Source organism: Achromobacter sp. E1 (genome assembly GCF_037039475.1).
Lineage (GTDB): Bacteria > Pseudomonadota > Gammaproteobacteria > Burkholderiales > Burkholderiaceae_B > Achromobacter > Achromobacter mucicolens.
The window spans coordinates 814,870-838,335 of record NZ_CP146253.1; the positions used below are offsets into that span (position 1 = coordinate 814,870).

The window sequence follows — 23,466 nt, forward strand, 5'->3', positions numbered from 1 at the left end:
TCGGGTTGCCTTAGGGGTTGAGGTTGACGACGAGGTTGCCGTAGTCGTCCACGCGCGCTTGCTGGTCCGGCAGGATCACGGTGGTTGAACTCATCTCCTCGATGACGGCGGGGCCGTCGATGGGGACGCCTGCCGGAAGCAGGGCGCGGCGATAGATGGGCGTGTCGGTCCATCCGGCGCCTTCGAAGTACACGGCCCGGCGCTCCTTGATCGCGCCCGCGAGGCTGGCGCCGCCAGGCACGCGCGCGATCGGCGCGCGCGGCACCAGACCCACTGCCCGCGCGCGGCAGTTGACGATCTCGACCGCGCGGCCGGTCGCGTCGTAGCCGTACTCGCGGATATGGGCCGCGCTGAAAGCCGCCACGAAGTCGGTGAGCGGCATCAGGCGCATGCCGTCCAGCGGCACGGGGATCTCGAAATTCTGGCCCTGGTAGCGCGCGTCGATGACCGCCGATAGGCGCTGGGCGGAATCGTCCACGCCTTCGCCCGTCAGCCACGCGCGGGCTTTGCCGCCCAGCGCGTCCAGCGCCTGCTGCACCGCCAGCCAGCCCTGTTCGTTCGCATTGGCCATCAGCGTCTGGACGAAGTCCATGGATATGTCCGACAGCAGGATGCCGCGCGCGCACATGGTGCCGGGCTCCTGCGGAATCAGTAGCGTGCCGATGCCGCAGTCGCGCGCCAGCTCGGCCGCGTGCAGGCCGCCCGCGCCGCCGAAGGCGCACAGCGCGAACTTGCGGATGTCATGGCCGCGTTCGGTCGAAACCGCGCGCACGGCCCGGGCCATGTTCGAGTTGGCGATTCGCAGGATGCCGTAGGCCGCTTCTTCGATGCTGATGCCCAACGGGTCGGCCACTTGTTCCTGAAGCGCGGCGCGTGCGCGCTCCGCATGCACAGCCATGCGGCCTTCAAGCAGCGCCACGGGATTCAGGCGGCCCAGCACGACGTGCGCGTCCGTCAGGGTGACGGTCGTGCCGCCCCGGTTGTAGGCGATCGGGCCGGGCACCGCGCCGGCGCTTTGCGGGCCCACCTTCAACGCGCCGGCGTCGTCGATGCGCGCGATGCTGCCGCCGCCCGCGCCAATGACGTGTACGTCGACCATAAGGGTCTTGACGGGATAATCCGCCACCAGGCGGCTGGAAGTGAACAGCGGCTGCAGCTCGGCCACCAGCGACACGTCCGTGCTGGTGCCGCCGACGTCGAAGGTGATCAGGTTGTGAAAGCCGGCGGCCTGCCCGAGCTCGGCCGCGCCGATGACGCCGGCAGCGGGCCCGGACACGCAGGTTCGCACCGGCGCGGTCAGCACCGACTCCACCGACATCAGGCCCCCGTTGGAATGCACGGTCGTGGGAGGCACGCGCACCCCCATGGCCTGCACCGAGTCGACCAGGTTGCGCATGTATGACGCCATGCGCGGGCCCACGTAGGCGTTCAGGGCCGTGGTCGACATGCGCTCATACTCGCGGAACTCTGGCAGTATTTCGCTGGAAACGCTGAGGTAGGCATCGGGAAGATATTCGGCCAGGATTTCGCGCGTGCGGCGCTCGTGGGCGTCGTTGCGATAGCTGTGCATAAAGCAGATGGCCACCGCTTCGACCCGCGCGTCGGCCAGTTGGCGCGCGACCGCGACGACTTCGTCCTCGTTCAGCGCCTGCAGCACGGAGCCGTCCGCCGCCATGCGTTCGCCGATCTCGAAGCGCCATTCGCGCGGCGCCAGCGGCGCCGGCTTGATGACGTTGTAGTCGTACAGATGCGGGCGGGTTTGGCGGCCGATCTCCAGCACGTCGCGAAAGCCGCGCGTGGTGACCAGGGCGCAGCGCGAACCGCGGCGCTCGATCACCATATTGGTGGCCACCGTTGTGCCGTGGCCCACGTGGACCAGTTCGTCGCCGGCGATCCCGTGCTCGCGCATCAGATGGGCGAGACCGCTCTGGATGGCCTCGGACGGGTCGTGCGGCGTCGAAGGCACCTTGAAGTAGGATAACGCGCCGCTGTGTTCGGCCAGTAGGGTGAAATCAGTGAAGGTGCCGCCCACGTCGAATCCGACGCGGAAACGGCGCTCGCCGGTGGGGGATGCGGAGTGGGTCAACGCGGGTCTCCAGGAAGCCGGCGCGGACATGCGCCGAAGCTAGGGTGACCAGAATCTTATCGACCGCGGATCATTCGATCTAATCAAAGATTTGCATTGATCTTCATCATTTGTGTGAATAACGACAGGCTCAATAGGCGTGCGATTCAGCCCCCTGCGCGGGGTCGAACATCATGCCCTGCGCCTTGCACACCTTGAGGATCTCCTCGCGGAGCCAGCGATGCGACGGCAGGTTGTCCGAGCGCTCGTGCCAGATCAGATTGACCGTGCGGGGGATCAGCGGGAAGGGCGGCTCGATGGCCTCTAGCTGGTGGCTGTGCGGGCTGTTGCGCACGGCGTTGGCCGGCACCACGCAGATAAGGTCGGTCTCGGCCAGCAGGCGCGGGGCCAGCGCGAACTGGTTGATCGTCAGCACGGCGTTGCGCTTGTAGCCGTGGGCGGCCAGCTCGTGATCGATCAGGGCCGCCGTGCCCAGCAGGCTCACCACCAGATGGCGCGCGCACAGGAAATCGTCCAGCGTGAAGCGCGGCAGGGACAGCAGCGGATGGCCTTTGCGCATCGCGCAGACGTAGGTCAGGGTTTCAAGCGGCAGGGTGCGCAGCGACGAACCGAAGTTCGAATACACGCCCGCTGCCATATCGACTTCCCCCTTTTCCAGCAGCGAGGTGGTGTTGTCCAGCGAATAGGGGTGCAGGTGGATGCGGATATTCGGCGCCACCTCCTGTTGTTCGACAAACAGCGGCCGGATGACCTGGTCGGCCACGTAGTCGGACATGGCCAGACGGAAGACGGCTTCCGATCGGGCGGGGTCGAACTCATTGCGCTCCAGGGTCTCGGCGATACGGGCAAGCGCGTCGCGGATGGGCGGCCAGAGCAATTCGGCGCGCTGGGTGGGCAGGACCCCACCCTGGACCTTGATGAACAGTGGATCCTTCAGCGTCAGCCGTAGCCGGTTGATGGCGTTGCTGACCGCCGGCTGCGTCATGTGCAGGGTGTGCGACGCGCGCGTGACGTTACGCTCGGTCATCACGGCGTCGAATATGCGAAGCAGGTTCAAGTCGATGGCGTCAAGCACGCTTACCCTAAGTCGTTATCAAAAACGTTGATGATGTTTTATTTTAATTGTTGATTGGTCATATAACATGCGACCGCTTAACCTTGCCCGGGTTACTGCGCAGTTCCTCCGCAACTTGGGTAATCAATTCATGATAAAGAACCTGAAGTTTCTGGCCGCCGCTTGTGTGGCCGCCTTCGCAGCCTCATCTGCCGCAGCCGCGGACAACTATCCCAGCAAGCCGATCACGATCGTCCTGCCTTATGCCACGGGCGGATCGGCCGACATGCTGGCGCGCTTCGCGGCCCAGGCGGTGCAGAGCGAATTGGGGCAGCCCGTCATCGTCGAGGCCAAGCCGGGCGCCGGCGGCGTCCTGGGAACCGAGCACGTCGCCCGCGCGGAGCCCGACGGCTACACGTTGGCCCTGACCGCGAGCGGCACGATGGCGGTCAACCCGTACGTCTACAAGCTGCGCTACAAGCCCTTGGAGGACTTCAAGCAGATCACGGTGCTGGTGGACCTGCCTTTCGTCGTGGTGACGAATAACGAGTTTCCCGCCAAGACGCTGAAGGAATTCATCGATTACGGGCGCCGCAATCCCAATAAGATCACTTTCGGCAATGCCGGTCTCGGGACCCAGCAACACTTGACGCAGCTTATGTTTGCACGCTCCGCCGGTATTGAGGTCAACATCGTGCCGTACAAGGGAAGCAGCCCGGCGATGAACGATCTGCTGGGTGGCCATATTGACGCCGTGCTGGACAATACCGGCGTGCAGACACCCTTCATCAAGGCGGGCAAGGTGCGGCCGCTGTTCGTCACCAACCCCGAACGCGTGGCGGCGTTGCCCGATGTGCCGACGGCTCCAGAGGCCGGCATGCCCGGCTTTTCGGCCGTCGCGTGGTTTGGTTTAGCGGCGCCCAAGGGCACGCCGGACGCCATTGTGGACAAGATTCAGCAAGCTATCGCTCGCGAATTCGCCAAACCCGAGATGAAGCAACGCCTCCTGGAGCTGGCCATGATCCCGCGCGTATCGACGCCCGCCGACACCACGGCCCGCGTCAAGACGGACCTTGAGGCCTTTGGCAAGGTCGCCAAAGAGGTTGATTTAAAGCAGATGTGATTTGGTCCATAGGACTGCACGGTGCGAGGAGCCGTTCATGGCCATGGTCAGCCTCTAGTGGAGGCCCGGTTGCGACCTAAAGCGGAAGTAGCTCGCGGTGGAAAGCGGACGTTCAGAAACGCTGTAGATGACCGCCGACAGTTGGTCGGCAAAGCCGGTCGATTGGACGTCCGTGTCGATCAACCTGTTAGACGCCACTTTCCTCTTGCTCTGTGTCGTTATTTCTCTGGGCCACGACGGGGGGACTAGGGAAAACGACTCTGCCAACAGTCGACAAAAGAGCGGCACGACATGCAGCCGCATATTCGGCGTCCTCGTGCGCAAGCAAGTACTGAACGGGCAGAAAGAGGTCAGCGGTTGAAACAAGCGCCGTCGATGACGTTGAGGCGGCTGAGTGGCATTTCTCCGTGAACGGGTCAGATCGGGAACTGGGTTCTTGAAGTCGGAATCCATTTCCGAATAGGACCGGCTTTGCAGGTTCTGAAACCTCCTCCCGCTGTAGGTCTTCATGAATATTCATTGAGAGCTGACGGAGCTTGTCGATGTTTATCGCTTTGCTGTCCTTTCCCTCTGCCTCGCCAATAAGACGACCTTCGGCGGACTCAAAAACCACATCGAATTCAGAATCGGACTGTTTGAATTGGCACGCATTGAAGCCGAGAATGGTTAGGGCGTAGATGATCGCGGCCTCCAGCGGTTTGCCCTTTTCATATAGAAGACCGCGCGGCATAACGGCACCAGAAATCGCCTCGGCGACCTGTTCCTTTTTTCTTTGCGCTGCCTCGACTTGGCGCTCTGCTTCAAGGAGTTGAACGCGTAGCGCTGTCTCCGGTGCGAGCGTGTACTGTGAGGTAGCGGCCCACGGCGGCTCCGGTGTTACCTCCGAAGAGGATCGGAGGGCTTTGTCGAGGGCAACCACGGCAGAAAGGAATGCGCCTGCAAACTGAGTAGCGGCAGACGTCCAGACCTCACTGTTGCCTTTTTTTTTCGTGAAGTTCGGCGGACTGAAATCCATGTCGGGGAGCAACAATAGCGTCCCGGCGGAAGACTTGCTCCGATAGAGTACGCCCACGGTTTTGTCTCCTGCACGAGTCTGAACGCATGCTGGAACATCGGATGCGTTCAGGACAACCCTGTAGCCAGATCTTTCGCCGAACTCGGTCCAGTATGGGGCCAATAATTCAGCCCCCTTCGACGTGAGCTTCATCGAACTCCCAGTTGCTGCTAACGGCTCCAAGCCCATCGGGAGCGTGTCGTAGTTAGTGAGGAGTTCAACGTGACGGGTTGTCTTCTGATTTCGACCGGTACCTGAGTAGGAGCGCCTACCCGTATCTACGTAGGCTTCGTACAAAGAAGGCAGAAAGACAATTACGGTCTTTCCCGTCTCCATAGCCTGTTTAATTTCGCGACGCCAGTGTTCACAACACTCTTTCGCCTCGAACGACGAGCTGTCATTGAAGCACGGCTTGCCTTGGTACGTTTCGTGGTAGTTGTGAAGAAACTCCGAGATTTCTGGTCTGAAGAGAAATATGTCCCAGTCCAGTAGCGATGCCTTTGACCGAAACGTAGCATAGGTTGGCTCGGATGACGCGAGCTCCAGACCGACAGTGAGGATTTTTCTTGCAGCCATATGACACCGTTAACATATGCAGATAACGATATTTTGGCATGCCCGCCGAGCGTCCGCTTATGGCCGAGGCTGTGTGAAAACTCGTGATGGACTTGTTTTCGAGGGTGTTCAAACCCTTCCCTCAACTCCGATCGTCGATCCTGAGTTGATCTGAGAGGCCAACTTCCGACATGACCCTCAGCACGGTGAGTTTTCACACAACCTCGGCCGAAAGCAGACAGGTGCACCGCGCGCAGTCCAGCCAGTCAGTGGAAGCCCTGGGGCAGACCGCCCCGACGGAGACAATCAAGAGTCAAATTGGTAAGCGCGGGGAACACACTTGGACCGTTGTGCCACGTGTTTAGCCGCTAAACCATCAAGACCAAAGACATTCATCGAACCCGTGGATATGTGGATGATCGCTGCGCGACCACTCGGCTCGCTGCGCTCGGCCCATGGACAACCGCTGATGGACAAACGGTGGACAGGCTCCGCCTGACCACGCGCTTGACCACAGGGTGTGCCCACCGGCTTCCCGAGTTTCACCCACATACCCACCGGCCCCCATCTGCCAATCATTAGATGCAGAGCCTCAAAACAGCAGTGCTGATGCTGCAGCATGGGCGTTCTGAAGGCGGGCTAACTCTTCGTCCGCTCCGGGCTGTAGCCGATCGCGTTCATGGCCTAGCTGATCGTTTGCGGCGTGTAGTCGTCCCACGGTGAGTTGGCCACGTCAAGCCGACCCTGGACGTTCGAAATCGTCCATTGCGCGCCACCAGTGACGTCGCCCAGCTCATCCCAAGACAATGGCACTGATACGCCCAACCATCAAACTTGACCTCGTAAAGCCAATCATCTCCGTGCCTGGGAACGCCGTCGACCAAGGTAGCCAACTGAGGCTTTAGGGAAGGCGGCAGATCTGCCTCGAGGCCTGGAAGTTTTGATGCAGCGGACGCCGCTCCGGAGCGGCCGGTCGCATGGGCATTGCCCTTTCGAGGTCGGGTTGCCATGGTTCAGTTCCGCCGGTCACGAACCGATGTGAAGATGAGTAGCCAAGGAGGCCGTTCCACGGCGCCGCTGCCAGACATACGCACGAGGGCCCAGCGGCCCTGCAGGAGCGCGCCATGGAGGCGGAATCTCAGATGGCCGGCCTCGTATCCGCCTGCATCGCCCGCCAAGTTCCACTCTCCGGCGTCCCACACAGATACCGGCTCCCCGCTGAGCGGGGATACCGCAGTACGTCCTCTACGCTTCCGTCCGACCGAGGGAACTGCCGGCTGCTCCACCGCGATGCGTCTCGCCTTCGGGTCATCCGGCATCCCGTTGATTACCGTCCAGCGCCTCATCGCATCATCGAACTCCAACAGGAGATCGAACCGTTCCTGTTGGTTCAGGGACCGATAGACGATGAATTTTCGGCCGTTGTCCACGGTCCTGCCCCACCACGATAGCTAGGAGCGCTTGGCGCCGGTCTGGCCCTTCAGATGCTCTCGCACCGCTGTTGCTGAGACGCCGACGGCCTGCACAGCCTTTCGCAACTGTTCGTCACTCACGTCCAACTCGTTGGTCCAGTAATGAAGCTCGTGGGCCTCGTTCACGTTGATACGCGACCGGTCTTGCGCACCGCGATTTTTCAGATCGTCCGACATGAAATCCTCCTTCTCGTGTTGGACCCATGCTCGCAGCAACCAGCGTGCCTACGGTGCGGCACGTCGGCATCGTTTAGCTGCTAAACACCCTGGGGATGATCTGCGCGACCGCGTGGCTGGTGTTTAGCCGCTAAACGCGCCGCGGATCTCTGCCAAAACGAAAGCGCCCCATTCGGGGCGCTGGTTTGTGGGCCGGTTAAGCGGCCGGTAGGCGGAAGCCCGGTCGCCTCTCGGCGACGGAGACTGCAAACGGACTGGTGGATCGTTTGGCACCTCGCTGTGCCACCTCTCTCTTCCAGCCTTCCTCCCAGGCATTCACTCGCTCGATCCATTCGCGGGGAGATTCCCCGGTGTGACCTGGCATAGCGTCCGCCTTCAGATACGGGCAACTTAAGAGACTCAGACCCTTGCGGGCCGCCTCCGCGCCTTCCTTCTGGATCTCGATGAGCATGGCCTCGCTCTCCAAAAGTGGTGGGGGTCCAGTATGCCAATGAAACGGCGTTCGAATCAATGGTGCCGCTGTACTGGGCGGGATAGTCTTAGCGCGGCCCCATACCCTTGCGAAGCTTCTTCGGGTCTTCCAGGAGCTCGCGGACCATCTGTTCTTGCTCCGCCACACAGGGCTCGGCGGAGAGGATCTCAAACCACTCATCGTACACCGGCCCCAGCACCCCGGACGGCCGTTTGAATCCACCGGACAATTGCTTGGTGCGCAATATGAACGAGCGGTACCGCTTGACCTCCTGCAGGAGGGCCAGAAGATCGGCATCACTGATCTTTCCGTCCGGACCGCGATGGCGATCTTGGATGGCGCGCAGCTGGGCGATGCGAAGCGGAGGCTTGAACGGCATGATGCTGAACCACTGTATGGACATACAGTATAAACAAGCCTAGAATCCGCGCCATAGCGCCCTATTTCCCAGCGGCAACACTGGGCCACGGCCATGAGCGATCCCGAAGATTGGCGGCGTATGGATGACTACTACTGGGCAGGACCGCGTGGGTGGACCATTTGCCGCGTTTGGGTCGACGGCCGTTATCAGCACGAGCTATGGCACAGCCGAGGGGACTCGGGGCGGCTGGTCGGCATGCGCGCATCGTTTGAAGCCGCGCTCGCCCTGTTTGACCACCAGCCGCGGTCTTGACCATCAGATTGGTTCAATGGCGTCCGGCAGCTGATACTTCGAGTTGCCGACTTCCTGCCGAACGGGATGCCAGGTGAAGGCGTCCTCGGGTACACCTTCGTGGAGCAGATCGCGGGCTTCGGCGGCCGAGATTGCTGGATCGGCCCAGCGCTGCGCGATCGCGGGCGGCAATGCCACCGGACGCCTCGCGTGGATGTCCACCATTCCACCCTTCGTATCGTTGGTCACGATCGCAAAGCCATGAGCGGCATCGAGCGGCGCGCCGGGCGACCAGGCCGTCAACGCGGCGAAGTAGAGCGGGCCATCACCGTGAATATAGTGGGGTTGCTTCGCGCCGTCCGCGAGCATCGGCCACTCGTACCAGCCGTCTGCAGGCACCAGGATGCGGCCAGCTCCGATGAGAAAGCGCCAGGGCCATCCGTTCTTCAGAATGGTCTCCAGCTTTGCGTTACTCATGAAGTGTTTGGAGTCTGGACGCTTGTAACCCCAGGGCAGTCTGCCCATGGCCTCGGTGCCTTCAGCCAGGCGATGCAAAGTGAGCGGGCGCGTGCCCGGAGGTATGTTGAAGCGCGGCCCCGTCGGGTCCGCGAAGATCTGGCTCTGGTTGGTAAAGATCAGCTCAACGTAGTCCAGCGGACCTGATTTCTGAACAATACGACCGCACATCGACCACCTCTGTGAATGCAGATGTCTGGCCAGTATAGGCGCGCGCGGGGTGTGCGGCAGGAGGTCAACACTGGAGGAGAGAGGGCGGTCTTGCGTCTTTGGCGATTGTGACACGCTGTTCTCGCCGTCAAGTGCTGCGCAACGCCGACGGTGCCGGCGCCGCTTGCGGCCAGGGGCCGGCGGGCCACTTGACCGCTCCGCTGCAGCGTATCCCAGGATCGCCGGGCAATCCCGCCCGGCACTGGAGATCCAGCAATGCAGTATTCCATCGCGTTCAACACCATCGATCACGCCGCCGGCGCGCTCTTCGTGCAGGATTCCGCTGGCGAGGTGCGCCTTGCGGCGCCAAAGGAGATCCTCGCCGCGGCACGCGAGGTCGTCCTGCAGGAGATCCAGCGCGGCCAGCTCATGGATTCGCCCAAGCTCGTGCGCGAGTTCCTGCAGCTGCGGTTGAACCCGAGTCTTGAGCACGAAGTGTTCGGCATCCTGTACCTGAACCCGCGCGCGGAACTGATCGCATATGAAGAACCGTTCCGGGGGACGTTGAGCACCACTCCTGTATATCCGCGCGAGATCGTCAAAGCTGCGCTGGCGCATAACGCGGCGAGCGTGATCTTGGCGCACAACCATCCGAGCGGTCACGCAGAGCCGAGCGCGGCCGACATCAGCATGACGCGTCAGCTCAAGGATGCACTCGCATTGGTCGGCACCACCGTACTCGATCACTTGGTTGTGGCCGGCAGCAGGATCGTCTCGTTCGCAGAGAAGGGCATCATGCCCTGACCTGCGGCGCCGGGCCTGGCGCTGGTGTCAGGCCTTGGGCGCATCTTTGCCCTGCGCGCACCGGGCGCAAGGGGCTTTCGCGGCATATAGCCGCTCGCTGCGCTCGCTTTATATTCCACGGCCCCTTGCCCCCGGCGCTTGTTCCGCAGGGCGCCAGTGCTCCCGTCCCGCCACCCGGCCGGGCCCTACTTCTGAGGAGCACGAAATGACCCAAGCCACTCTTTCCGTCGCACGCCTGGTTCCCGATGGCGAACGCATGAACTTTCTTCCCAAGGCGTTCGGAAGTCGCCTGATGCTGCGCGGAGAGATCAGCGTCTACAACTGGTTGGATCGCCTGTCGCAGGAATACAGCGGCGGCTTCTGGCACTACTACGAGATCCCGAACGGCTTCTACATGGCCCCCGCCGACTACGAGACGCTTCACATCGTCTGGCCGATGAACTGGTGCGACCGGACGATGTCGGCAGACGCCGCCGGCATCGTGGCCACGCTGTACGCCCTCTGCGAACTGTGCAGCCAATACCGTAGCGATGACCTGGCAGAGAAGTACCACGCCCTGCGCGACTTCGCCGGCGAACAGGCCGAGGCGAACGCCATCTTCGCGGCGATCGATTAACGCCATCCCGGCCCGCTTCGGCGGGCCTTTCTTCTTCTGGCCGCCATCAGGCCATCGTGGCTCAGTCCCTGCTAAGTGACGCTGCAGAGGAACGGCTGCGCTTTGAAGGTGGACCGTGGAAAGCCATACGGGGTGGCGGGTCTGCTTTCCCGGTCAGGGTGCCACGTCGTTCTCGCGTTCAAGTGCGGCGCGGCCCGGGCTACGCCCGAGCCGCTGGCGGCCGCTGGCCGTCTTCGACACTTGAGCGCTGCGCTGCGCCGTGCCTCTCAAGTTCCGGGCATTCCCGCCCTGGCAACCGGAGAGAGTACATGGCCAAAACCTCAAATGCACAACAACGCCGTTTCCTGAACAACGCGGACGCCCACCAGAAGGAAATCGTCAGCCTCATTCGGCAGGTCGCGCACACGCGTGGGATCGACCGCGTGTGGAGCGACTGGGTGGAGATCTGCGCGATCGCATTGGCCCGTGCCGATCTCGCGCAGCGCGAGGCGCGCGAGCAGCGCTACCAGCAGGTAATCGCTCAGTACGAGCGGGCCGAGCTGGACTTGCTGGTGCAAGCGTTCTCGCACCTGGTCATGGCCTACGAGGTCCGGGTTCAAGCAGCAGACTTTGGCGACGTGCTGGGCAGCACGTTCATGATGCTGGACATGGGCAACGCCGGCACCGGCCAGTTCTTCACGCCGTACGAGGTGTCGCGCCTGATGGGCAACATGATTATGGGCAACGGCCAGGATCTCATCGACAAGACGGGGGCACAGGGGTTCGTGCGCGTACTGGAACCAGCCTGCGGCGCTGGCGGCATGTTGATCGCGGCTGCGCACGCAATGCATGATGCGCAGCTGAACTATCAGCAGTGCATGCACGCCACTGCAATCGACATCGATCAGCGCTGCGTGCATATGACGTTCATCCAGCTGGTGCTCTTGCACGTGCCGGCCGTGGTGATTCATGGCAACGGCCTTACGGGTGAGTGCCGAGAGCAATGGTTTACGCCCGCACACATCCTGGGCGGCTGGGGCGCGCGTCTTCGCCGTCGCGAAGCGGAGGAGGGCGCTCGAGCGCTCCTGCAGGCGCCGGCGGCCGTGCCAGATCACCATGTCGACCAGGTTGCGGCCGACAGTTCATCGGCCGAGATCGATGCGCCGCTGCAGGCCATTCCGAAGGCCATCCGCCAAGCCGCTGCCGCTGGCCAGATGTCGCTCTTCTAGCGAGGTTGCAATGGCCCCTCACGGGGCTTGGCGCGCCGGCGACGCGCCATCTTCGGCATATGGAGAACCGCAAGCACTGCACGGAGCATACAGTCGCATCCCACTCACACACGGACGCTAGGGCCGCTGCGCGCGGCTTTGTAGCCGCGGCCCCATCTTCAAGGGCTTTCGCGGCATAAACCGCTCACTGCGTTCGCTATTTATTCCACGTCCCTTGACCGCGCTTTCGTGGGCTGCGCCCGCCTGCCCCGTGCAGTGCAATGCAGATCGGCTGACATTGCTGCACGCAAGGAGCCAACCATGAGTCGTGTTGTCCTGGGCGATTGCCTGTCCGTTCTCCCCACCTTGCCTGATCGCTGCGTCGATCTGGTCCTGACCGATCCGCCATACCTCGTCAACTACGTGGACCGCTCAGGCCGGAGCATCGCCAACGATCGTACCGACGAATGGCTGGCGCCGGCGTTCGCACAGATGTTCCGCGTCCTTCGCGATGACGCCTTCTGCATTTCGTTCTACGGCTGGAACCGCGTGGACCGATTCTTTGCCGCCTGGCGCGCCGCCGGCTTTCGCGTCGTCGGCCACCTGGTCTTTGCGAAGCAATATCAATCCAAAGCGCGATTTCTCGCGTATCAGCACGAGTCGGCCTACTTGCTGGCCAAGGGGCAGCCGGCGCTCCCGGCCGAGCCCTTGCCAGACGTCATGCGTTGGAAGTACAGCGGCAACCGCCACCATCCGACGCAAAAGCCCGTCGAATGCCTGGCGCCGCTGATCGAATCTTTCAGCCGCCCGCGGGACATTGTGCTGGATCCGTTCGCCGGCTCGGGTTCGACGTGCGTGGCCGCCCGCCAGGTCGGCCGGCGCTTCTACGGCATCGAAATGGATCCGAAGTACCACGCAGCCGCAACGCAGCGCTTGCAGCTCGCCCGCCAAGAGAGGATCGCAGCATGAGCCGGGACGACGCAATTACGGGTGGCCTGGTCGCATTCTTGCAGGGCTACGGAAAACACGACTTGGACGGCCTGGCGGCGATCGCCAGATACAGCGCCTGGCCGGCGCTGGCCGCCCGCGAGAACGAGCGGCGCATGGCGCGAATTATCGAATCACTGCCGCTCGATGAAGTGCAAGCGATTGCCCGGTCGGAAATCGACCTCAATGAATTGGCCCGCCGAGTGCTGGCCGCGCTGGACCCGGAGTGAGCCCAGGGGCCATGGTAGAACTTTCCATGGCGGCTCGCGCCGCCATTGCGGACATCGCGCGCCGCGTTTTGAACCTGGAGACGCTGGATTGCCGAGGACGCGCCCAGCTCGTCTATCACGAACTGTTCGTAGGCCAGTTGCGCGAGGCGCTGGAGGCCGCGTACTTGGCCGGCATGGTGGACCACTATCGCCGAAAATGAGAAAAGCGGCGCCGGCCTGCCGGCCGGCGCTGCACTTCACATTAGTCCGAGCACACGCGTCATATTGGCGGCAATCTGGCTGCGAATGGCAGCGCGCGCTTCGGCGGCGGTGGCGAAAAAAGTGCCGGGCGGGCCTACACCTTCCCACGGCCCCCGCTGCCCGTATCGGATGCTGGCCACAATCCCGGCGCCGTCGTCGGTCGGCGTCATCGAGTACGCAGCCCTGACCCCATTTACCACCATGGTGCCCTCCATTGTTCCTCCTGTTGTCAGCCTATTCGCGGTTTTTTTTCACGAGTTAAGAATGCCACTGCGCTAGTGTTGCGCTACTAGGAAAAACACGCATCCGCCGTGTCACAGCTCGTGCTAGATTGCGGGCCTTCGTGACCCACGCACCGTTCCGACATGGATGAGCCAAAAAAGAGACGCCGTACCAAAAAGCAGGCGCCAGAGTTGCATTGCTCGTTCTGCGATAAGTCCCAATATGAGGTGCGAAAGCTCGTTGCCCGAGGTGACAACGATCAGGTCACGATCTGCGACGAGTGCATTGAAATGTGCATTGGGATCATCAACGATGAGTCGTTGGTAGAGCTCAAAGATCGTCCGAAAGCGCTGTTCGACTACATCGTTCGACAGCATGAAGTCATCGGCCAGGCGACGGATCGGGCAAATAAGGCCATGGATCTGCTGAACATCTCGCCTTCGACAGATTCGCAGCGCTGAAACGCACAAGGCCAGACCGGTCAGGACGTCGGCGCGGGCCGTTTTCGGACGGAGTGTTCACCCCTGGGCGTGCCCCTACGCCTTCGGCTGCGGGTCGGGCTCTCGCGCTTCGCGTTGAGCCTGGCCAACCCCGCCAGTCTCACCCCCGGTGGGGCTTCCAGCCGTCCCTCCCTTCGGTCGGCTCACGCCTTCGCGCCTGCCGGCGCTGCGCGCTATCGCTTGCGGGCCGCCTTGCGGCCAGCTTGACCCGCGCTGCGCGCGGGTAGGGGCGCTCGGCGCGCGCCTGGCTTTGGTGTCGCCGCCCTGTCTCTCGCAATGCATCCATTCCCGCGAGCCCCGTCCTAAAACGCCGACCGTACCACTGCGCTCCTCCCTCCAAGGGTCCGGTGCTCACCCGTTCGGTGCTCGCCTTTGGCTGCGCTCCGCGTGCGGCCTCTGCTCCGGCCCTTTCCAGTCGTCACTACGTGGCCACGGACGGCACGGACAGGCCTCACAGGAACGGATGCGAATAACGCGGAGGGAAAGACCATGAACAACCAAATCCAACAAACCTACGCTCGGACGACTTCTTCAGGATCGGCTGGCGAACAGGACACGACTGATATGCCTATCGTGATTTACACGGTGCTGGGTGGCGCTGAATGCGCCTTGACTAAAGCGGCCCTGGCGCAGCGCGGCCTTCAGTACGCCGAGCGCAGCGCGATGGACTATGCGCCCGCCCTGGCTCGTAAAGGCTTTGATTTCGCGCCCGTCGTGACCGCCGCGATTGAAAACGAGTTGCTCGCCTGGACCGGCCATCGCCCCGACCTCATCGAACTGTTGGCCGACCTGATGGATACCGGCGTGGTCGACGCGGACGGTTTGCGCGACAGGGAAACGGCCGACGAAGCCGTGTTGACCCGGTTTCAAGTGGTGCTGGAACTGCGCGACCACCAAGCGAACGCCCAAGAATTCTTTGCCGAACATGGCGACCAGCCGCTGTATCGCGGGCGCGACCTGCTGAACTGGCTTGGCTACTAAGTAAAAGGCCCCTGTCGGCGGCAACCGACAAGGGCCATCACCCGCAACCTCGGACTAGGAGATTCGTGATGAACCACGACTTTATCAGATTGGCGAACGACATGCGCCGCGCCCACTTGCTGGGCCTGGGCTTTCGCATTCCCGCGATGACCATGCGCCAGCTTACCGCCCTCATCGCCGCGCTCGACGCGCCCGAATTCCCCGCGCAACTGCACTGATTTGATATCGACCCGGAGCATTTTGATGAAACTCGATTCCAACGAACTCGCCGCCGTCCACGCCGCCGCAACGCGCACAGAAATCCCGCATTCGCAACTGCGCCTGAGTGAGGCGTATCAGGCCCGTGGCCTGGAAGACCGGAAGCAGGACGCCGAGATTCTGGAACTGAAAGCCACCATCCTGGCGATGGGCGGATTGCTGCAAAACCTCGTTGTGGTCGCAGCGCCGGACGGTTCCTATGAAGTGTGCGCGGGCGGACGGCGCTGGACGGCCCTGGGCCTGCTGATCGCGGACGGCGTTTTTCCCGCCGACTGCCCGGTCCCTTGCCTTGTCATTCCGGCCGCTCACGCGCACCACGCCAGCCTGATCGAAAACATCGGGCGCAAGGCGATGCACCCGGCAGATGTGTACGCGGGATATGCGCGCTTGCGTGCCGAAAACTGGACGGTTGCGGCCATCGCCGCCGCGCATGGCGCGTCCGAATCGGCGGTCAAGAAGCTGCTGGCGCTGGGCAGCGTGTCGCCCACGCTCATGCAGTTGTTCCGCGACGGCAAAATCAAGATGGACGAAATGCAGGCGCTGGCATCCGTCTCTGACCATGCTCGCCAGGAGGCGGCATGGAAGGCATCGGCGGGCCAATACTGGAACCGCGATGACCACATTCGCCAGTTGCTGGCCGAAACCGAAATGCGCGGCGATTCGCCCGTGGCGCGGTACGTGACCGTCGCCGCATACGAGAAGGCGGGCGGCGAGGTTCGCCGCGACCTTTTCGAAAACGACGCCTATCTGACCGACCCGGAGAAGGTGCGCAGCATGGCCGATGCCAAGATGCAGCGATCCAAGCTGTTCAAGGCGGTGCAGGCAGAAGGCTGGTTGTGGGTGGAATGCCGCGTGTCTTTCGAGTACGCCGACAAAAAGTCTTTCGGCGAGATTCAGCGCGTCCTTCAGGAGCCCAGCAAGGCCCAGGCCAAGCAGATCGACGGACTGCAAAAGAAGACGGAAGCGGCGCGGACAAAGCTGGCTGAATTGCAAGAGGCCGAAGGCCAGGACGCGGCCGACCTGGACAAGGTTCGCGGCCTGATTCGCGGCTATGAAGGGCAGCTTCGTGAAATCCGGGCCGAGCTTTACGACTACCCGGCCGACCTGAAAGCCCTGTGCGGAGCGATTGTGCACCTGGACTACCATGGCGACTTGACCGTCACGCGCGGTTTGATTCGCCAGGACGAGCGCGACGCCGTGGCGCAGGCCACGCGCAGCAACGACGCAGAGGGCCAGACGGTGACGGGCGTGGACTTGCCCCCGGTAAAGACGCGCCCGGTGCATTCCGAAGCCCTGACAAATCGTCTGCAAGCCCAAAGAGTGATTGCCTTGCAATACGAAGTCATGATGCGCCCGCAATTGGCTCTGTGCCTGCTGGTGGAGCAGATGCTGGGCGATATGGACTGGAACCGGCGCAGCGCCAGCGGCGATACGTTCGATTTCTCGGCACGGTCGGCCCAACATGAATTGGCGAACACGGACCCCGATATCAAGGACTGCGCGGCCTGGACCGCCGTGCAGGAAATGATTGGGTCGGTCACGAAGGACGTGCCGGAAGATGAAAGCGCCGTCCTGCCCTGGCTCCTGAACCAGTCCCAGGCCGATGTTCTCGACATGCTGGCCGTGCTGACGAGTCTGACGATCTACCGCCGCCGCAGCAATGCGCACGGCGCGGAAACCAAGCACCTAGACCGTTTATCGGGCCTTGTTGATCTCGACATGAGCAAGTGGTGGAAGCCGACCGCGCAGTCCTACCTTGCCCATGTGTCCAAGGACCGAATCGCGGCAGTGGTCACAGATGCAGTCGATGCCGAGCAGGCGAAGCCGCTGCTTGCGATGAAGAAGGCGCAGGCCGCCGCAGCAGCGGAGCAATTGCTGGAAGGGAAGGGCTGGGTGCCTGAACTGATGCGCGTCCAACCCCTTCAGGCCGCAATGGCCGTGGAACACCCGATGGGAGAAATGGAGGACTAAAGAGCATGTGCGCCGGGGTCGCTGCGCGGTCCCTGGCTGAGGAGGCGAGCCGACGGACATTGCGGTCCCTCGGTCGCCCGCACCGGGAAACCTTCGGAATATTCCCTTGATGGAATATTCCGTGCAGGCTATAATCTTTAAAACAGCTTAGGCGGGGAATCGATGGTTTGGGAAGTTGAGTTCACGGATGAGTTCGAAGACTGGTGGAACAGCTTGTCGGTCAGCGAACAGGAATCGGTGGCCGCCACGGTCGGCCTGCTGGAGGAACGGGGCACGTCGTTGGGCTTTCCACATTCGAGTGGAATTAACGGCTCCAGGCACGAACACATGCGCGAGCTTAGAACTCAGGCGGGTGGGCATCCCTTGCGTACCCTGTACGCCTTTGACCCCAGGAGGACCGCCATTTTGCTGATCGGCGGCGACAAAACGGGGAATGGCCGCTGGTATGAAGAGTTCGTGCCGCGAGCGGACAAGCTTTACGACGATCATTTGGAACAATTGCGAAAGGAAGGGCAGATCAATGGCTAAGAAATTTGCAGCACTCCGGGCGGCCATGTCGCCGGAATCTCAGCTTCGCGCCAAAGCCGCTACGGAAGAGATGCTTCGGGACATGCCGCTACAGGAATTGCGTCAGGCCCGTGGTCTGTCGCAAAAGGTCCTGGCCGAGATCTTGCACGTGCAACAGCCGTCCATCGCCAAGATGGAAAAGCGGACGGACATGTACATTTCGACGCTGCGCAGCCACATCGAGGCCATGGGTGGCCAACTGGATGTGGTTGCCCGGTTCCCGGACGGTGCAGTGCGGATCAGCAACTTTTCCGACCTGTCGGGCAAGGTGGCGGGAGCAGACCTAGGGGAAGCTAGGTCGTGACAATGCACTGCCCGCCGCATCCCGGCGAGATTCTCCGGGAGGATGTCATTGCCCCCCTGGGGCTGTCCGTCACCGAAGCGGCTGACCGGCTGGCCATGTCCAGGGTCGCGCTGTCTCGGGTGCTCAACTGCAAGGCTGGGATCAGTCCCGACCTCGCGGTCCGGCTGGAACGGGCCGGGGCAAGTACTGCCCAGGCGTGGATTGCGATGCAGGCCAACTATGACCTTTGGCAAGCACTTCAGCATGAGCAGCCGCCAGTCCGGCCTTTGGCCTCCGTGGCTGACGTTCACTAACCACCGCGACACCCGCCAAAGCAAGAGGGCCGCCCTAGGGGCGGCCCTTTTGCTTTGGATGAACGGCGTCTTGGATTGGGGCGTCCAGTCCCACCGGCTGCGCCGGCGGGGCCGTCCTTCGGACTTCGTGAGCGTCCCCCGGACGCCCACAGGTGCCCTTAAGGCCCCCGCCGCCAGGGCGGCGGCGGGTCCCTTAAAGCCACCACACACTACGCACCCTCCGGGTGCGGTTATCTCTTTGATTTTTTGGGGCTTTCCTCGCGCAGAATTGTTTTCTTTTGTCCTACAACAAACCGCGCTAAAGCGCCAGAGGCCACGCGGGCAGCGGGTTTGCCCGGAATGCAGCCGTATACATTCCGCCGATTCTTGACATTCTCGTCGTCGGGCGCTGGGTGATGAGACAACTATGAGACAGGTGTCAGACACGTGTGAGACAACTATGGGACATGTGTGAGACATCTATGAGACACACATGAGACCACAGTGGGACAACAGTGAGACAAAGTACGCCCCAGGCGACAATCGCAACATGAAATCGACTTGTGCTGTGTCATTTCTTGCGCTTGACCGTGGTTCAGGGCCGCTGCCAGTCGGCCGATTGTCCGAACCTAGTCGCGCGAGGAAACGTGACATTTCGGGCAGGCGGTCATGCCTGTGGTGTCGGATCTGTCCTAAGGGCAGTTTCCGACCGGGAACCGCGAGCGGCCCTTGTCGACTGGCCGATGACGACCCGTTGCAGCCCTTTGGGTCGGCGCCGTCTAACGGCAGCTTTCAAGGGGTTAGTGGTCAGTCCCAGCGGAGTGGCTGCTTGGACATGTCATTGCGCATCCCCTCGAAAGGTGAATGATCTTGGAGAACAAGTGCAGACTGAAAACGAGGCGAAGCGGCACCGCGACGGTCGGAAGGCGACGTCCGGCTCGCTTCCTCAGGCCGCGTCAGGGTGAGGACGGTGCGACACTGAGCAGGTGCGCCCTCATGTCGGAGGAGGTGCTCGGCGGGGAACCGAGGCGCACGGTCAAACGGGGTAACGTTCGCATTGTGTCTCCGATGTTCGGGTATGTGGTCCCTGTGGGACCAGGCTCCACCCAAAAAGCGGACGGCGCTCCTGGGTATTGACCTGCGGAAAGGCCGGCCTCTGCAGCGCTGAAGCGGCGGCTCGCTCGGGGCCGGCCGCCGCGGTCGGGGCTGCAGTCAGCTCTGCTCCCCGTCGCGCATCTCGTGCAGCCTGTAGCGCATTTCGCAGTCGAGATAGTCTTCGGTGTGGATCAGCACTTGATCGGACGCCAGAAGCACCACGCCGTATTGCGGCTGCTCATGTACACCGATGATCTGGCTCTCGTCGCCGTGCAGATCGAGCGCGACCTGATGGTTAGTGCCACGCAGCGTCGAGTAGCCGATGCCTCGAAAGACACCGCAGATCGGGCGGTGGATGTGGCCGAAAAACACCTGCTGGATACGTGCTTCGAAGCCGGCGATGGCGGCCATGAACGGCCCGGTGTCACGCAGCGAGAGGAAGTCCATGCTGCGGATGCCGATCGGGAAGAATGGATGGTGCATGAACAGCAGCACCGGCTTGGCCGTCCCCTCCAGTTGCTCGCGCAACCAGGCTGCGCGACGCTCGCAGAAAACGCCCCAGTGCACGCCCGGCTCGTTGGTGTCGAGGAACACCGCCAGGTGATCGCCGAAGTCCACCGCATACTGCACAAAACCCTCGGGGTCGCGCCCGACGTGCGGGAAGTACTTCTGGAAGATTTGGCGATGATCATGGTTGCCCAGGATCGGGAACACCGGCATGGTGAGCGGCGCCAGGCATTCGCGCAAGTGTTCATACGCGCCGGTGTGGCCGTAATGGGTCAGGTCGCCGGTGATGGTCACGGCCTGGGCGTCGGGCTGGTGAGCCAGAATGTGAGCTACCGCCTGCTGCAGCCGCTGCTTGGGATTGGTGCCATACAGATCGCCAGCGTCGGCGATCAGGTGGGTGTCGGTGAGATGGATGAATTTCATCGCGGCGCTCAGTTCAGCAGCTTCTGCACATCGCGCGTCATGGCGTCCAGCGCGGCGTCGGGCTTGGTGGACTTGTCGAACACGGTCTGCAGATGATCATTGATCACGTCAGTGATCTTCAGGCCGTTTTCGCCCGGGAACGCATACCAGCCGGTCAGCCACGGCAGCTGGCGAACGGCAGTGTATTGGTTCGGATTGGCGTCGTAATAGCCCTTGAGCTTGGCGGGGTCGTCAATCGGCAGGGTGTTGGCGGGGAAATAGCCGGTGCCCTTGGTCATGATGGTGGCCCCTTCGGGGCCGGTGGCGAACTTGATGTATTCCCAGGCAGCCTTCTGGTGCGCCGGGTCTTTAGCAAACATCATGGCCACGTTGCCACCGGCCGGCACGCGAGCGTTATCCCCATAGGTCGGGAAGAACCCCGTCACCATCTTGAACTTGCCGCCGATCTGCTTCTCGATGGTCGACAAGCGTGACGTGGACGATGACAGCACAGCGAGCTTGCCGGTCACAAACAGCTGGGCGGCGTCCTTGTATTTTAAGTTCTGCATGGTGCCGTGCTCGACCATGCGGCCCATCTGCTCGATCGACTCGCGGCCGGTCTGGTCATCGAAGGCCACCTTGGCTTCGCTCGCGTCGAGCATGCTGCCGCCCTTCGAGAACACCATGGCCTGCCAGAGCCAGTTGCCGGTGATTTCCCAGTCGTAGTGCAGGCCATTGGTGCCGGCGTTGGCGGCGCGCGACTTGTCGGCGGCGGCGAGGATGTCGTCCCAGGTTTTGGGCAGCGCGTCGGCCTTCACGCCGGCGCGCTCCAGCAGGTCCATGTTGTAGTAGACGATCGGGGTCGAGAGCGAGAAGCCGATACCCACCTGCTTGCCATTGACTTGGCCGAGCGACATCAGCGCAGGGCTATACCCGCTCTTATCCCAATCCTTCTCGGCCTGGATGAAGGGCGTGAGATCGACCGCGATGTTGCGGTCGACGAACACGCGTTGGCGGTTCAGGCCCTGGTACGACACGTCGGCCAGTTGGCGCGTGACGGCATGCCGCAGCGCCTGTTGCGCGGCGGCCTCGTATTCGGGCGTGGGCGCGCGGAACTTCACGGTGTAGTCGGGAAACTTCTCCGTGAAGCGCTTGGCGATTTCCTCGTGCACCGTGTTGAACATGTCGGGATAGGGGTAGTCGACGATCAGTTCTATCTTGGCGGCCTGGGCGGCATTGCCGATCAGGGCGACGCCGGCCAGCAGGCCGAACAGCAGTTTGAATTGCATGGAGGTTCCTTTAACCTTTGACACCGGTGAGGGTAACGCCCTCGATGAAGCGCTTCTGCGCCGACAGAAAGAACAAGAGCAAGGGCAGGGTGATGATCACCGTGCCTGCCATTAGGGGGCCGAAATCCGTGCCGGCTTCCTCGTTCTTGAAGAACATGGTGCCCAGCGGCGGGGTGGCCAGATCGGTGGTGTTGATTACCAGCAGCGGCCAGAAGTAGTCGTTCCAATGCCACACCACGGAGAAAATCGAGAAGGCGATGAGCGCGGGCATAGCCGCAGGCATCATCACGCGCCACACCAATTCGAACTCGCCCATGCCGTCCAGCCGCGCAGCATGGATCAGGTCGTCGGGTACGCCTATAAAGAACTGGCGCATCAGGAAGATGCCGAAGGCTGAGGCGATGAACGGCAGAATTAACGCTGCGGTGGTGTCGAGCAGGCCGGCGTGATAAAGCAGGATGTAGAGCGGGATCGCGGTGGCCTGGAATGGAATCATCAGCGATAGCAGCACCAGACCCCAGGCCAGGCGCTTTCCACGGAATTTGAGCTTGGCAAAGCAATAGGCGGCCGGCAGCGACACGATGATCTGCAGGATCAGGATCCCGCCGCACACCACGATGCCGTTCCACAGATAGCGCAGCAGTGGCACCTGGGTCAGCGCGCGGGTGTAGTTGTCGACCGCGGCCCACTGCCGCGGCAACAGGTGGAAGCCGTCGCGGAAGATCTCGTCGGCCGGTTTCAGCGATGTCGACAGCATCCAGACGAAGGGCAGCAGATAGACCGCGGCGCCGGCCAGTAGCAGTGTGTGACGCAGCACGCGCCAGGGCAGCCCGGGTTGCATGGGATTTTTCATCAGTGGAGTGTCCGTTTTTCCATGCTGGCCTGCTGCACCAGCGTGAGCACGAAGATGCAGCCGACGAACACCACCACCATGGCCGCCGCATAGCCCATGCGGAAGAAACCGAAGCCCTCGGCGTAGATGGTGTGCAGCAGCACCTCCGTGGATTTGTTGGGGCCGCCCTGGGTCAGCGCGTGTACCGTATCGAACACCTGCAGCGAACGGATACCGCACACCGTGACAACGAACAGCATGGTTGGGCCGAGCATCGGCAGAGTGAGCCGCAGCAGGCGGTCGAGCGGATGGCGCATGCCGTCGAGCAGGCTGGCGTGGCGCAGTTCGGCCGGGATGCTTTTCAGACCGGCCAGGAACATCACCAGCGCCAGGCCCGACATCTGCCAGATGCCGATGGCCGCCAGCGCCGGCAGGGCCAGGTCGTAGTCTTTGAGCCAGTTGCGCGGCTCGGCGCCGAACCAGCCCAGCACGTGGTTGAGAAAGCCCACCGAGGGGTGCATCAGGAACTGCCACACCACCGCCATCGCGATCAGTGTCGAGGCCACCGGCATGAAGAACGCGGTGCGGTAGAAGCCGCGCCAGGAATCATGCGACTCGATTAGGAGCGCCACGGCCAGGCCGATTGCGATCGAGCCAAGCGACACCACCATGAGGTAGTACACGGTGTTGGCGAAGCTCTTGCGGAACGTGGTGTCGTTCCACAGATCGGCGTAATTGCCCAGGCCGATCCAGTTCCAGCTGGCCGCGCCGAACTGCCAGTCGGTGAGCGACATGAGCGCTACCACCACCAGCGGCAGCACCAGCAGCAGCAGGGTCAACACCAGGCTTGGCCCGAGTAGCAGCGTTAGTTGCAAAGGCTTGATGCGCATC

25 protein-coding genes and 1 pseudogene are annotated in these 23,466 nt (G+C 62.4%); 14 read left to right on the forward strand and 12 right to left on the reverse strand.

Annotation, left to right across the window (positions count from 1 at the left end):
* Positions 1–10: 10 nt before the first annotated feature.
* A complete protein-coding gene (locus tag V6V88_RS03700; RefSeq protein ID WP_338617918.1) occupies positions 11–2,086 on the reverse strand; it encodes a hydantoinase/oxoprolinase family protein in 2,076 nt (691 codons plus the stop codon).
* Positions 2,087–2,216: 130 nt separating this feature from the next.
* On the reverse strand, positions 2,217–3,161 hold the full coding sequence (locus tag V6V88_RS03705) for a LysR family transcriptional regulator (protein WP_054481934.1): 945 nt from the start codon (positions 3,159–3,161) through the stop codon (positions 2,217–2,219).
* Positions 3,162–3,228: 67 nt separating this feature from the next.
* Between V6V88_RS03705 and V6V88_RS03710 the strand changes: the two genes are divergently transcribed.
* A complete protein-coding gene (locus V6V88_RS03710) occupies positions 3,229–4,263 on the forward strand; it encodes a tripartite tricarboxylate transporter substrate binding protein (RefSeq protein WP_338617922.1) in 1,035 nt (344 codons plus the stop codon).
* A gap of 187 nt (positions 4,264–4,450) precedes the next feature.
* On the opposite strand, the gene V6V88_RS03715 is transcribed toward V6V88_RS03710, so the two are convergent.
* The 5 genes from V6V88_RS03715 to V6V88_RS03735 form a co-directional block, all read right to left on the reverse strand.
* Positions 4,451–5,893, reverse strand: a complete 1,443-nt coding sequence (locus tag V6V88_RS03715) for a hypothetical protein (RefSeq protein WP_152383410.1) — start codon at positions 5,891–5,893, stop codon at positions 4,451–4,453.
* A 1,430-nt stretch (positions 5,894–7,323) separates the two neighbouring features.
* On the reverse strand, positions 7,324–7,521 hold the full coding sequence (locus V6V88_RS03720) for a DUF3606 domain-containing protein (protein WP_152383412.1): 198 nt from the start codon (positions 7,519–7,521) through the stop codon (positions 7,324–7,326).
* 196 nt (positions 7,522–7,717) lie between these two features.
* Positions 7,718–7,972 carry a CrpP-related protein gene (locus tag V6V88_RS03725; protein WP_175157257.1) on the reverse strand — a complete coding sequence of 85 codons (255 nt, stop codon included), beginning with the start codon at positions 7,970–7,972 and terminating at the stop codon, positions 7,718–7,720.
* Positions 7,973–8,060: 88 nt separating this feature from the next.
* Positions 8,061–8,372 (reverse strand): hypothetical protein, encoded by a 312-nt coding sequence (locus V6V88_RS03730; protein ID WP_152383413.1) that lies wholly within the window; start codon positions 8,370–8,372, stop codon positions 8,061–8,063.
* Positions 8,373–8,669: 297 nt separating this feature from the next.
* Positions 8,670–9,332 carry an SOS response-associated peptidase gene (locus tag V6V88_RS03735; protein ID WP_152383415.1) on the reverse strand — a complete coding sequence of 221 codons (663 nt, stop codon included), beginning with the start codon at positions 9,330–9,332 and terminating at the stop codon, positions 8,670–8,672.
* Between the two features lie 255 nt (positions 9,333–9,587).
* Between V6V88_RS03735 and radC the strand changes: the two genes are divergently transcribed.
* From radC to V6V88_RS03765, 6 genes are all read left to right on the forward strand, one after another.
* Positions 9,588–10,115, forward strand: coding sequence for a DNA repair protein RadC (gene radC, locus V6V88_RS03740; protein ID WP_152383416.1), 528 nt, complete (start codon positions 9,588–9,590; stop codon positions 10,113–10,115).
* Positions 10,116–10,320: 205 nt separating this feature from the next.
* The gene (locus V6V88_RS03745) at positions 10,321–10,731 is read left to right on the forward strand and encodes an antirestriction protein (protein ID WP_152383417.1); all 411 of its coding nucleotides are present in this window, start codon (positions 10,321–10,323) and stop codon (positions 10,729–10,731) included.
* 308 nt (positions 10,732–11,039) lie between these two features.
* Positions 11,040–11,939: an N-6 DNA methylase gene (locus V6V88_RS03750; protein WP_338617926.1), complete on the forward strand. Its 900-nt coding sequence runs from the start codon at positions 11,040–11,042 to the stop codon at positions 11,937–11,939.
* Between the two features lie 300 nt (positions 11,940–12,239).
* Positions 12,240–12,887, forward strand: coding sequence for a DNA methyltransferase (locus V6V88_RS03755; RefSeq protein ID WP_152383419.1), 648 nt, complete (start codon positions 12,240–12,242; stop codon positions 12,885–12,887).
* Positions 12,884–13,135, forward strand: coding sequence for a hypothetical protein (locus V6V88_RS03760; RefSeq protein ID WP_152383420.1), 252 nt, complete (start codon positions 12,884–12,886; stop codon positions 13,133–13,135). Before V6V88_RS03755 ends, V6V88_RS03760 begins: the two co-directional genes overlap by 4 nt.
* Before the next feature lie 11 nt (positions 13,136–13,146).
* Positions 13,147–13,335, forward strand: a complete 189-nt coding sequence (locus V6V88_RS03765) for a hypothetical protein (RefSeq protein ID WP_152383421.1) — start codon at positions 13,147–13,149, stop codon at positions 13,333–13,335.
* A gap of 36 nt (positions 13,336–13,371) precedes the next feature.
* Here V6V88_RS03765 and V6V88_RS03770 read toward each other — a convergent pair whose 3' ends face one another.
* Complete coding sequence (locus V6V88_RS03770) at positions 13,372–13,590, reverse strand: hypothetical protein (RefSeq protein ID WP_175157254.1); 219 nt, start codon at positions 13,588–13,590, stop codon at positions 13,372–13,374.
* 150 nt (positions 13,591–13,740) lie between these two features.
* On the opposite strand from V6V88_RS03770, the pseudogene V6V88_RS03775 reads away from it, so the two are divergent.
* The 7 genes and pseudogenes from V6V88_RS03775 to V6V88_RS03805 all read left to right on the forward strand — a co-directional run.
* Positions 13,741–13,917, forward strand: a pseudogene (locus V6V88_RS03775) (ClpX C4-type zinc finger protein); the annotation flags it as partial.
* A gap of 669 nt (positions 13,918–14,586) precedes the next feature.
* Complete coding sequence (locus tag V6V88_RS03780) at positions 14,587–15,078, forward strand: hypothetical protein (protein WP_152383424.1); 492 nt, start codon at positions 14,587–14,589, stop codon at positions 15,076–15,078.
* 68 nt (positions 15,079–15,146) lie between these two features.
* Positions 15,147–15,296, forward strand: a complete 150-nt coding sequence (locus tag V6V88_RS03785) for a hypothetical protein (RefSeq protein WP_175157253.1) — start codon at positions 15,147–15,149, stop codon at positions 15,294–15,296.
* Between the two features lie 25 nt (positions 15,297–15,321).
* Entirely contained in the window at positions 15,322–17,307 is a 1,986-nt protein-coding gene (locus V6V88_RS03790; protein ID WP_152383425.1) for a ParB N-terminal domain-containing protein, read from the forward strand.
* A gap of 162 nt (positions 17,308–17,469) precedes the next feature.
* Entirely contained in the window at positions 17,470–17,835 is a 366-nt protein-coding gene (locus tag V6V88_RS03795; protein WP_338617929.1) for a type II toxin-antitoxin system RelE/ParE family toxin, read from the forward strand.
* The gene (locus tag V6V88_RS03800; protein WP_152383427.1) at positions 17,828–18,178 is read left to right on the forward strand and encodes an XRE family transcriptional regulator; all 351 of its coding nucleotides are present in this window, start codon (positions 17,828–17,830) and stop codon (positions 18,176–18,178) included. The genes V6V88_RS03795 and V6V88_RS03800 overlap by 8 nt, the downstream gene beginning before the upstream one ends.
* 2 nt (positions 18,179–18,180) lie before the next feature.
* Positions 18,181–18,471: a HigA family addiction module antitoxin gene (locus V6V88_RS03805; RefSeq protein ID WP_152385420.1), complete on the forward strand. Its 291-nt coding sequence runs from the start codon at positions 18,181–18,183 to the stop codon at positions 18,469–18,471.
* Between the two features lie 1,191 nt (positions 18,472–19,662).
* On the opposite strand, the gene V6V88_RS03810 is transcribed toward V6V88_RS03805, so the two are convergent.
* Genes V6V88_RS03810 through V6V88_RS03825 form a run of 4 tightly spaced genes read right to left on the reverse strand, consistent with a single transcriptional unit; the run spans position 19,663 to position 23,465 of the window.
* Positions 19,663–20,475, reverse strand: a complete 813-nt coding sequence (locus tag V6V88_RS03810) for a phosphodiesterase (RefSeq protein ID WP_035199189.1) — start codon at positions 20,473–20,475, stop codon at positions 19,663–19,665.
* An 8-nt stretch (positions 20,476–20,483) separates the two neighbouring features.
* On the reverse strand, positions 20,484–21,743 hold the full coding sequence (locus V6V88_RS03815; protein WP_026382205.1) for an ABC transporter substrate-binding protein: 1,260 nt from the start codon (positions 21,741–21,743) through the stop codon (positions 20,484–20,486).
* A 10-nt stretch (positions 21,744–21,753) separates the two neighbouring features.
* Positions 21,754–22,596 (reverse strand): carbohydrate ABC transporter permease, encoded by an 843-nt coding sequence (locus V6V88_RS03820; protein ID WP_026382206.1) that lies wholly within the window; start codon positions 22,594–22,596, stop codon positions 21,754–21,756.
* The gene (locus V6V88_RS03825) at positions 22,596–23,465 is read right to left on the reverse strand and encodes a sugar ABC transporter permease (protein WP_026382207.1); all 870 of its coding nucleotides are present in this window, start codon (positions 23,463–23,465) and stop codon (positions 22,596–22,598) included. Before V6V88_RS03825 ends, V6V88_RS03820 begins: the two co-directional genes overlap by 1 nt.
* Position 23,466 lies beyond the last annotated feature (1 nt).

What these genes read in the sequence shown, in the direction of transcription:
- V6V88_RS03805 (WP_152385420.1), top strand. Translation starts at nt 18,181, where the DNA reads ATGCACTGCCCGCCGCATCCCGGCGAGATTCTCCGGGAGGATGTCATT.
- V6V88_RS03795 (WP_338617929.1), top strand. Translation starts at nt 17,470, where the DNA reads ATGGTTTGGGAAGTTGAGTTCACGGATGAGTTCGAAGACTGGTGGAAC.
- V6V88_RS03750 (WP_338617926.1), top strand. Translation starts at nt 11,040, where the DNA reads ATGGCCAAAACCTCAAATGCACAACAACGCCGTTTCCTGAACAACGCG.
- V6V88_RS03770 (WP_175157254.1), bottom strand. Translation starts at nt 13,590, where the DNA reads ATGGAGGGCACCATGGTGGTAAATGGGGTCAGGGCTGCGTACTCGATG.
- V6V88_RS03710 (WP_338617922.1), top strand. Translation starts at nt 3,229, where the DNA reads ATGCGACCGCTTAACCTTGCCCGGGTTACTGCGCAGTTCCTCCGCAAC.
- V6V88_RS03765 (WP_152383421.1), top strand. Translation starts at nt 13,147, where the DNA reads ATGGTAGAACTTTCCATGGCGGCTCGCGCCGCCATTGCGGACATCGCG.
- V6V88_RS03820 (WP_026382206.1), bottom strand. Translation starts at nt 22,596, where the DNA reads ATGAAAAATCCCATGCAACCCGGGCTGCCCTGGCGCGTGCTGCGTCAC.
- V6V88_RS03815 (WP_026382205.1), bottom strand. Translation starts at nt 21,743, where the DNA reads ATGCAATTCAAACTGCTGTTCGGCCTGCTGGCCGGCGTCGCCCTGATC.
- V6V88_RS03825 (WP_026382207.1), bottom strand. Translation starts at nt 23,465, where the DNA reads ATGCGCATCAAGCCTTTGCAACTAACGCTGCTACTCGGGCCAAGCCTG.
- V6V88_RS03735 (WP_152383415.1), bottom strand. Translation starts at nt 9,332, where the DNA reads ATGTGCGGTCGTATTGTTCAGAAATCAGGTCCGCTGGACTACGTTGAG.
- V6V88_RS03720 (WP_152383412.1), bottom strand. Translation starts at nt 7,521, where the DNA reads ATGTCGGACGATCTGAAAAATCGCGGTGCGCAAGACCGGTCGCGTATC.
- V6V88_RS03760 (WP_152383420.1), top strand. Translation starts at nt 12,884, where the DNA reads ATGAGCCGGGACGACGCAATTACGGGTGGCCTGGTCGCATTCTTGCAG.
- V6V88_RS03785 (WP_175157253.1), top strand. Translation starts at nt 15,147, where the DNA reads ATGAACCACGACTTTATCAGATTGGCGAACGACATGCGCCGCGCCCAC.
- V6V88_RS03745 (WP_152383417.1), top strand. Translation starts at nt 10,321, where the DNA reads ATGACCCAAGCCACTCTTTCCGTCGCACGCCTGGTTCCCGATGGCGAA.
- V6V88_RS03800 (WP_152383427.1), top strand. Translation starts at nt 17,828, where the DNA reads ATGGCTAAGAAATTTGCAGCACTCCGGGCGGCCATGTCGCCGGAATCT.
- V6V88_RS03780 (WP_152383424.1), top strand. Translation starts at nt 14,587, where the DNA reads ATGAACAACCAAATCCAACAAACCTACGCTCGGACGACTTCTTCAGGA.
- V6V88_RS03755 (WP_152383419.1), top strand. Translation starts at nt 12,240, where the DNA reads ATGAGTCGTGTTGTCCTGGGCGATTGCCTGTCCGTTCTCCCCACCTTG.
- V6V88_RS03810 (WP_035199189.1), bottom strand. Translation starts at nt 20,475, where the DNA reads ATGAAATTCATCCATCTCACCGACACCCACCTGATCGCCGACGCTGGC.
- V6V88_RS03730 (WP_152383413.1), bottom strand. Translation starts at nt 8,372, where the DNA reads ATGCCGTTCAAGCCTCCGCTTCGCATCGCCCAGCTGCGCGCCATCCAA.
- V6V88_RS03715 (WP_152383410.1), bottom strand. Translation starts at nt 5,893, where the DNA reads ATGGCTGCAAGAAAAATCCTCACTGTCGGTCTGGAGCTCGCGTCATCC.
- radC (WP_152383416.1), top strand. Translation starts at nt 9,588, where the DNA reads ATGCAGTATTCCATCGCGTTCAACACCATCGATCACGCCGCCGGCGCG.
- V6V88_RS03790 (WP_152383425.1), top strand. Translation starts at nt 15,322, where the DNA reads ATGAAACTCGATTCCAACGAACTCGCCGCCGTCCACGCCGCCGCAACG.
- V6V88_RS03725 (WP_175157257.1), bottom strand. Translation starts at nt 7,972, where the DNA reads ATGCTCATCGAGATCCAGAAGGAAGGCGCGGAGGCGGCCCGCAAGGGT.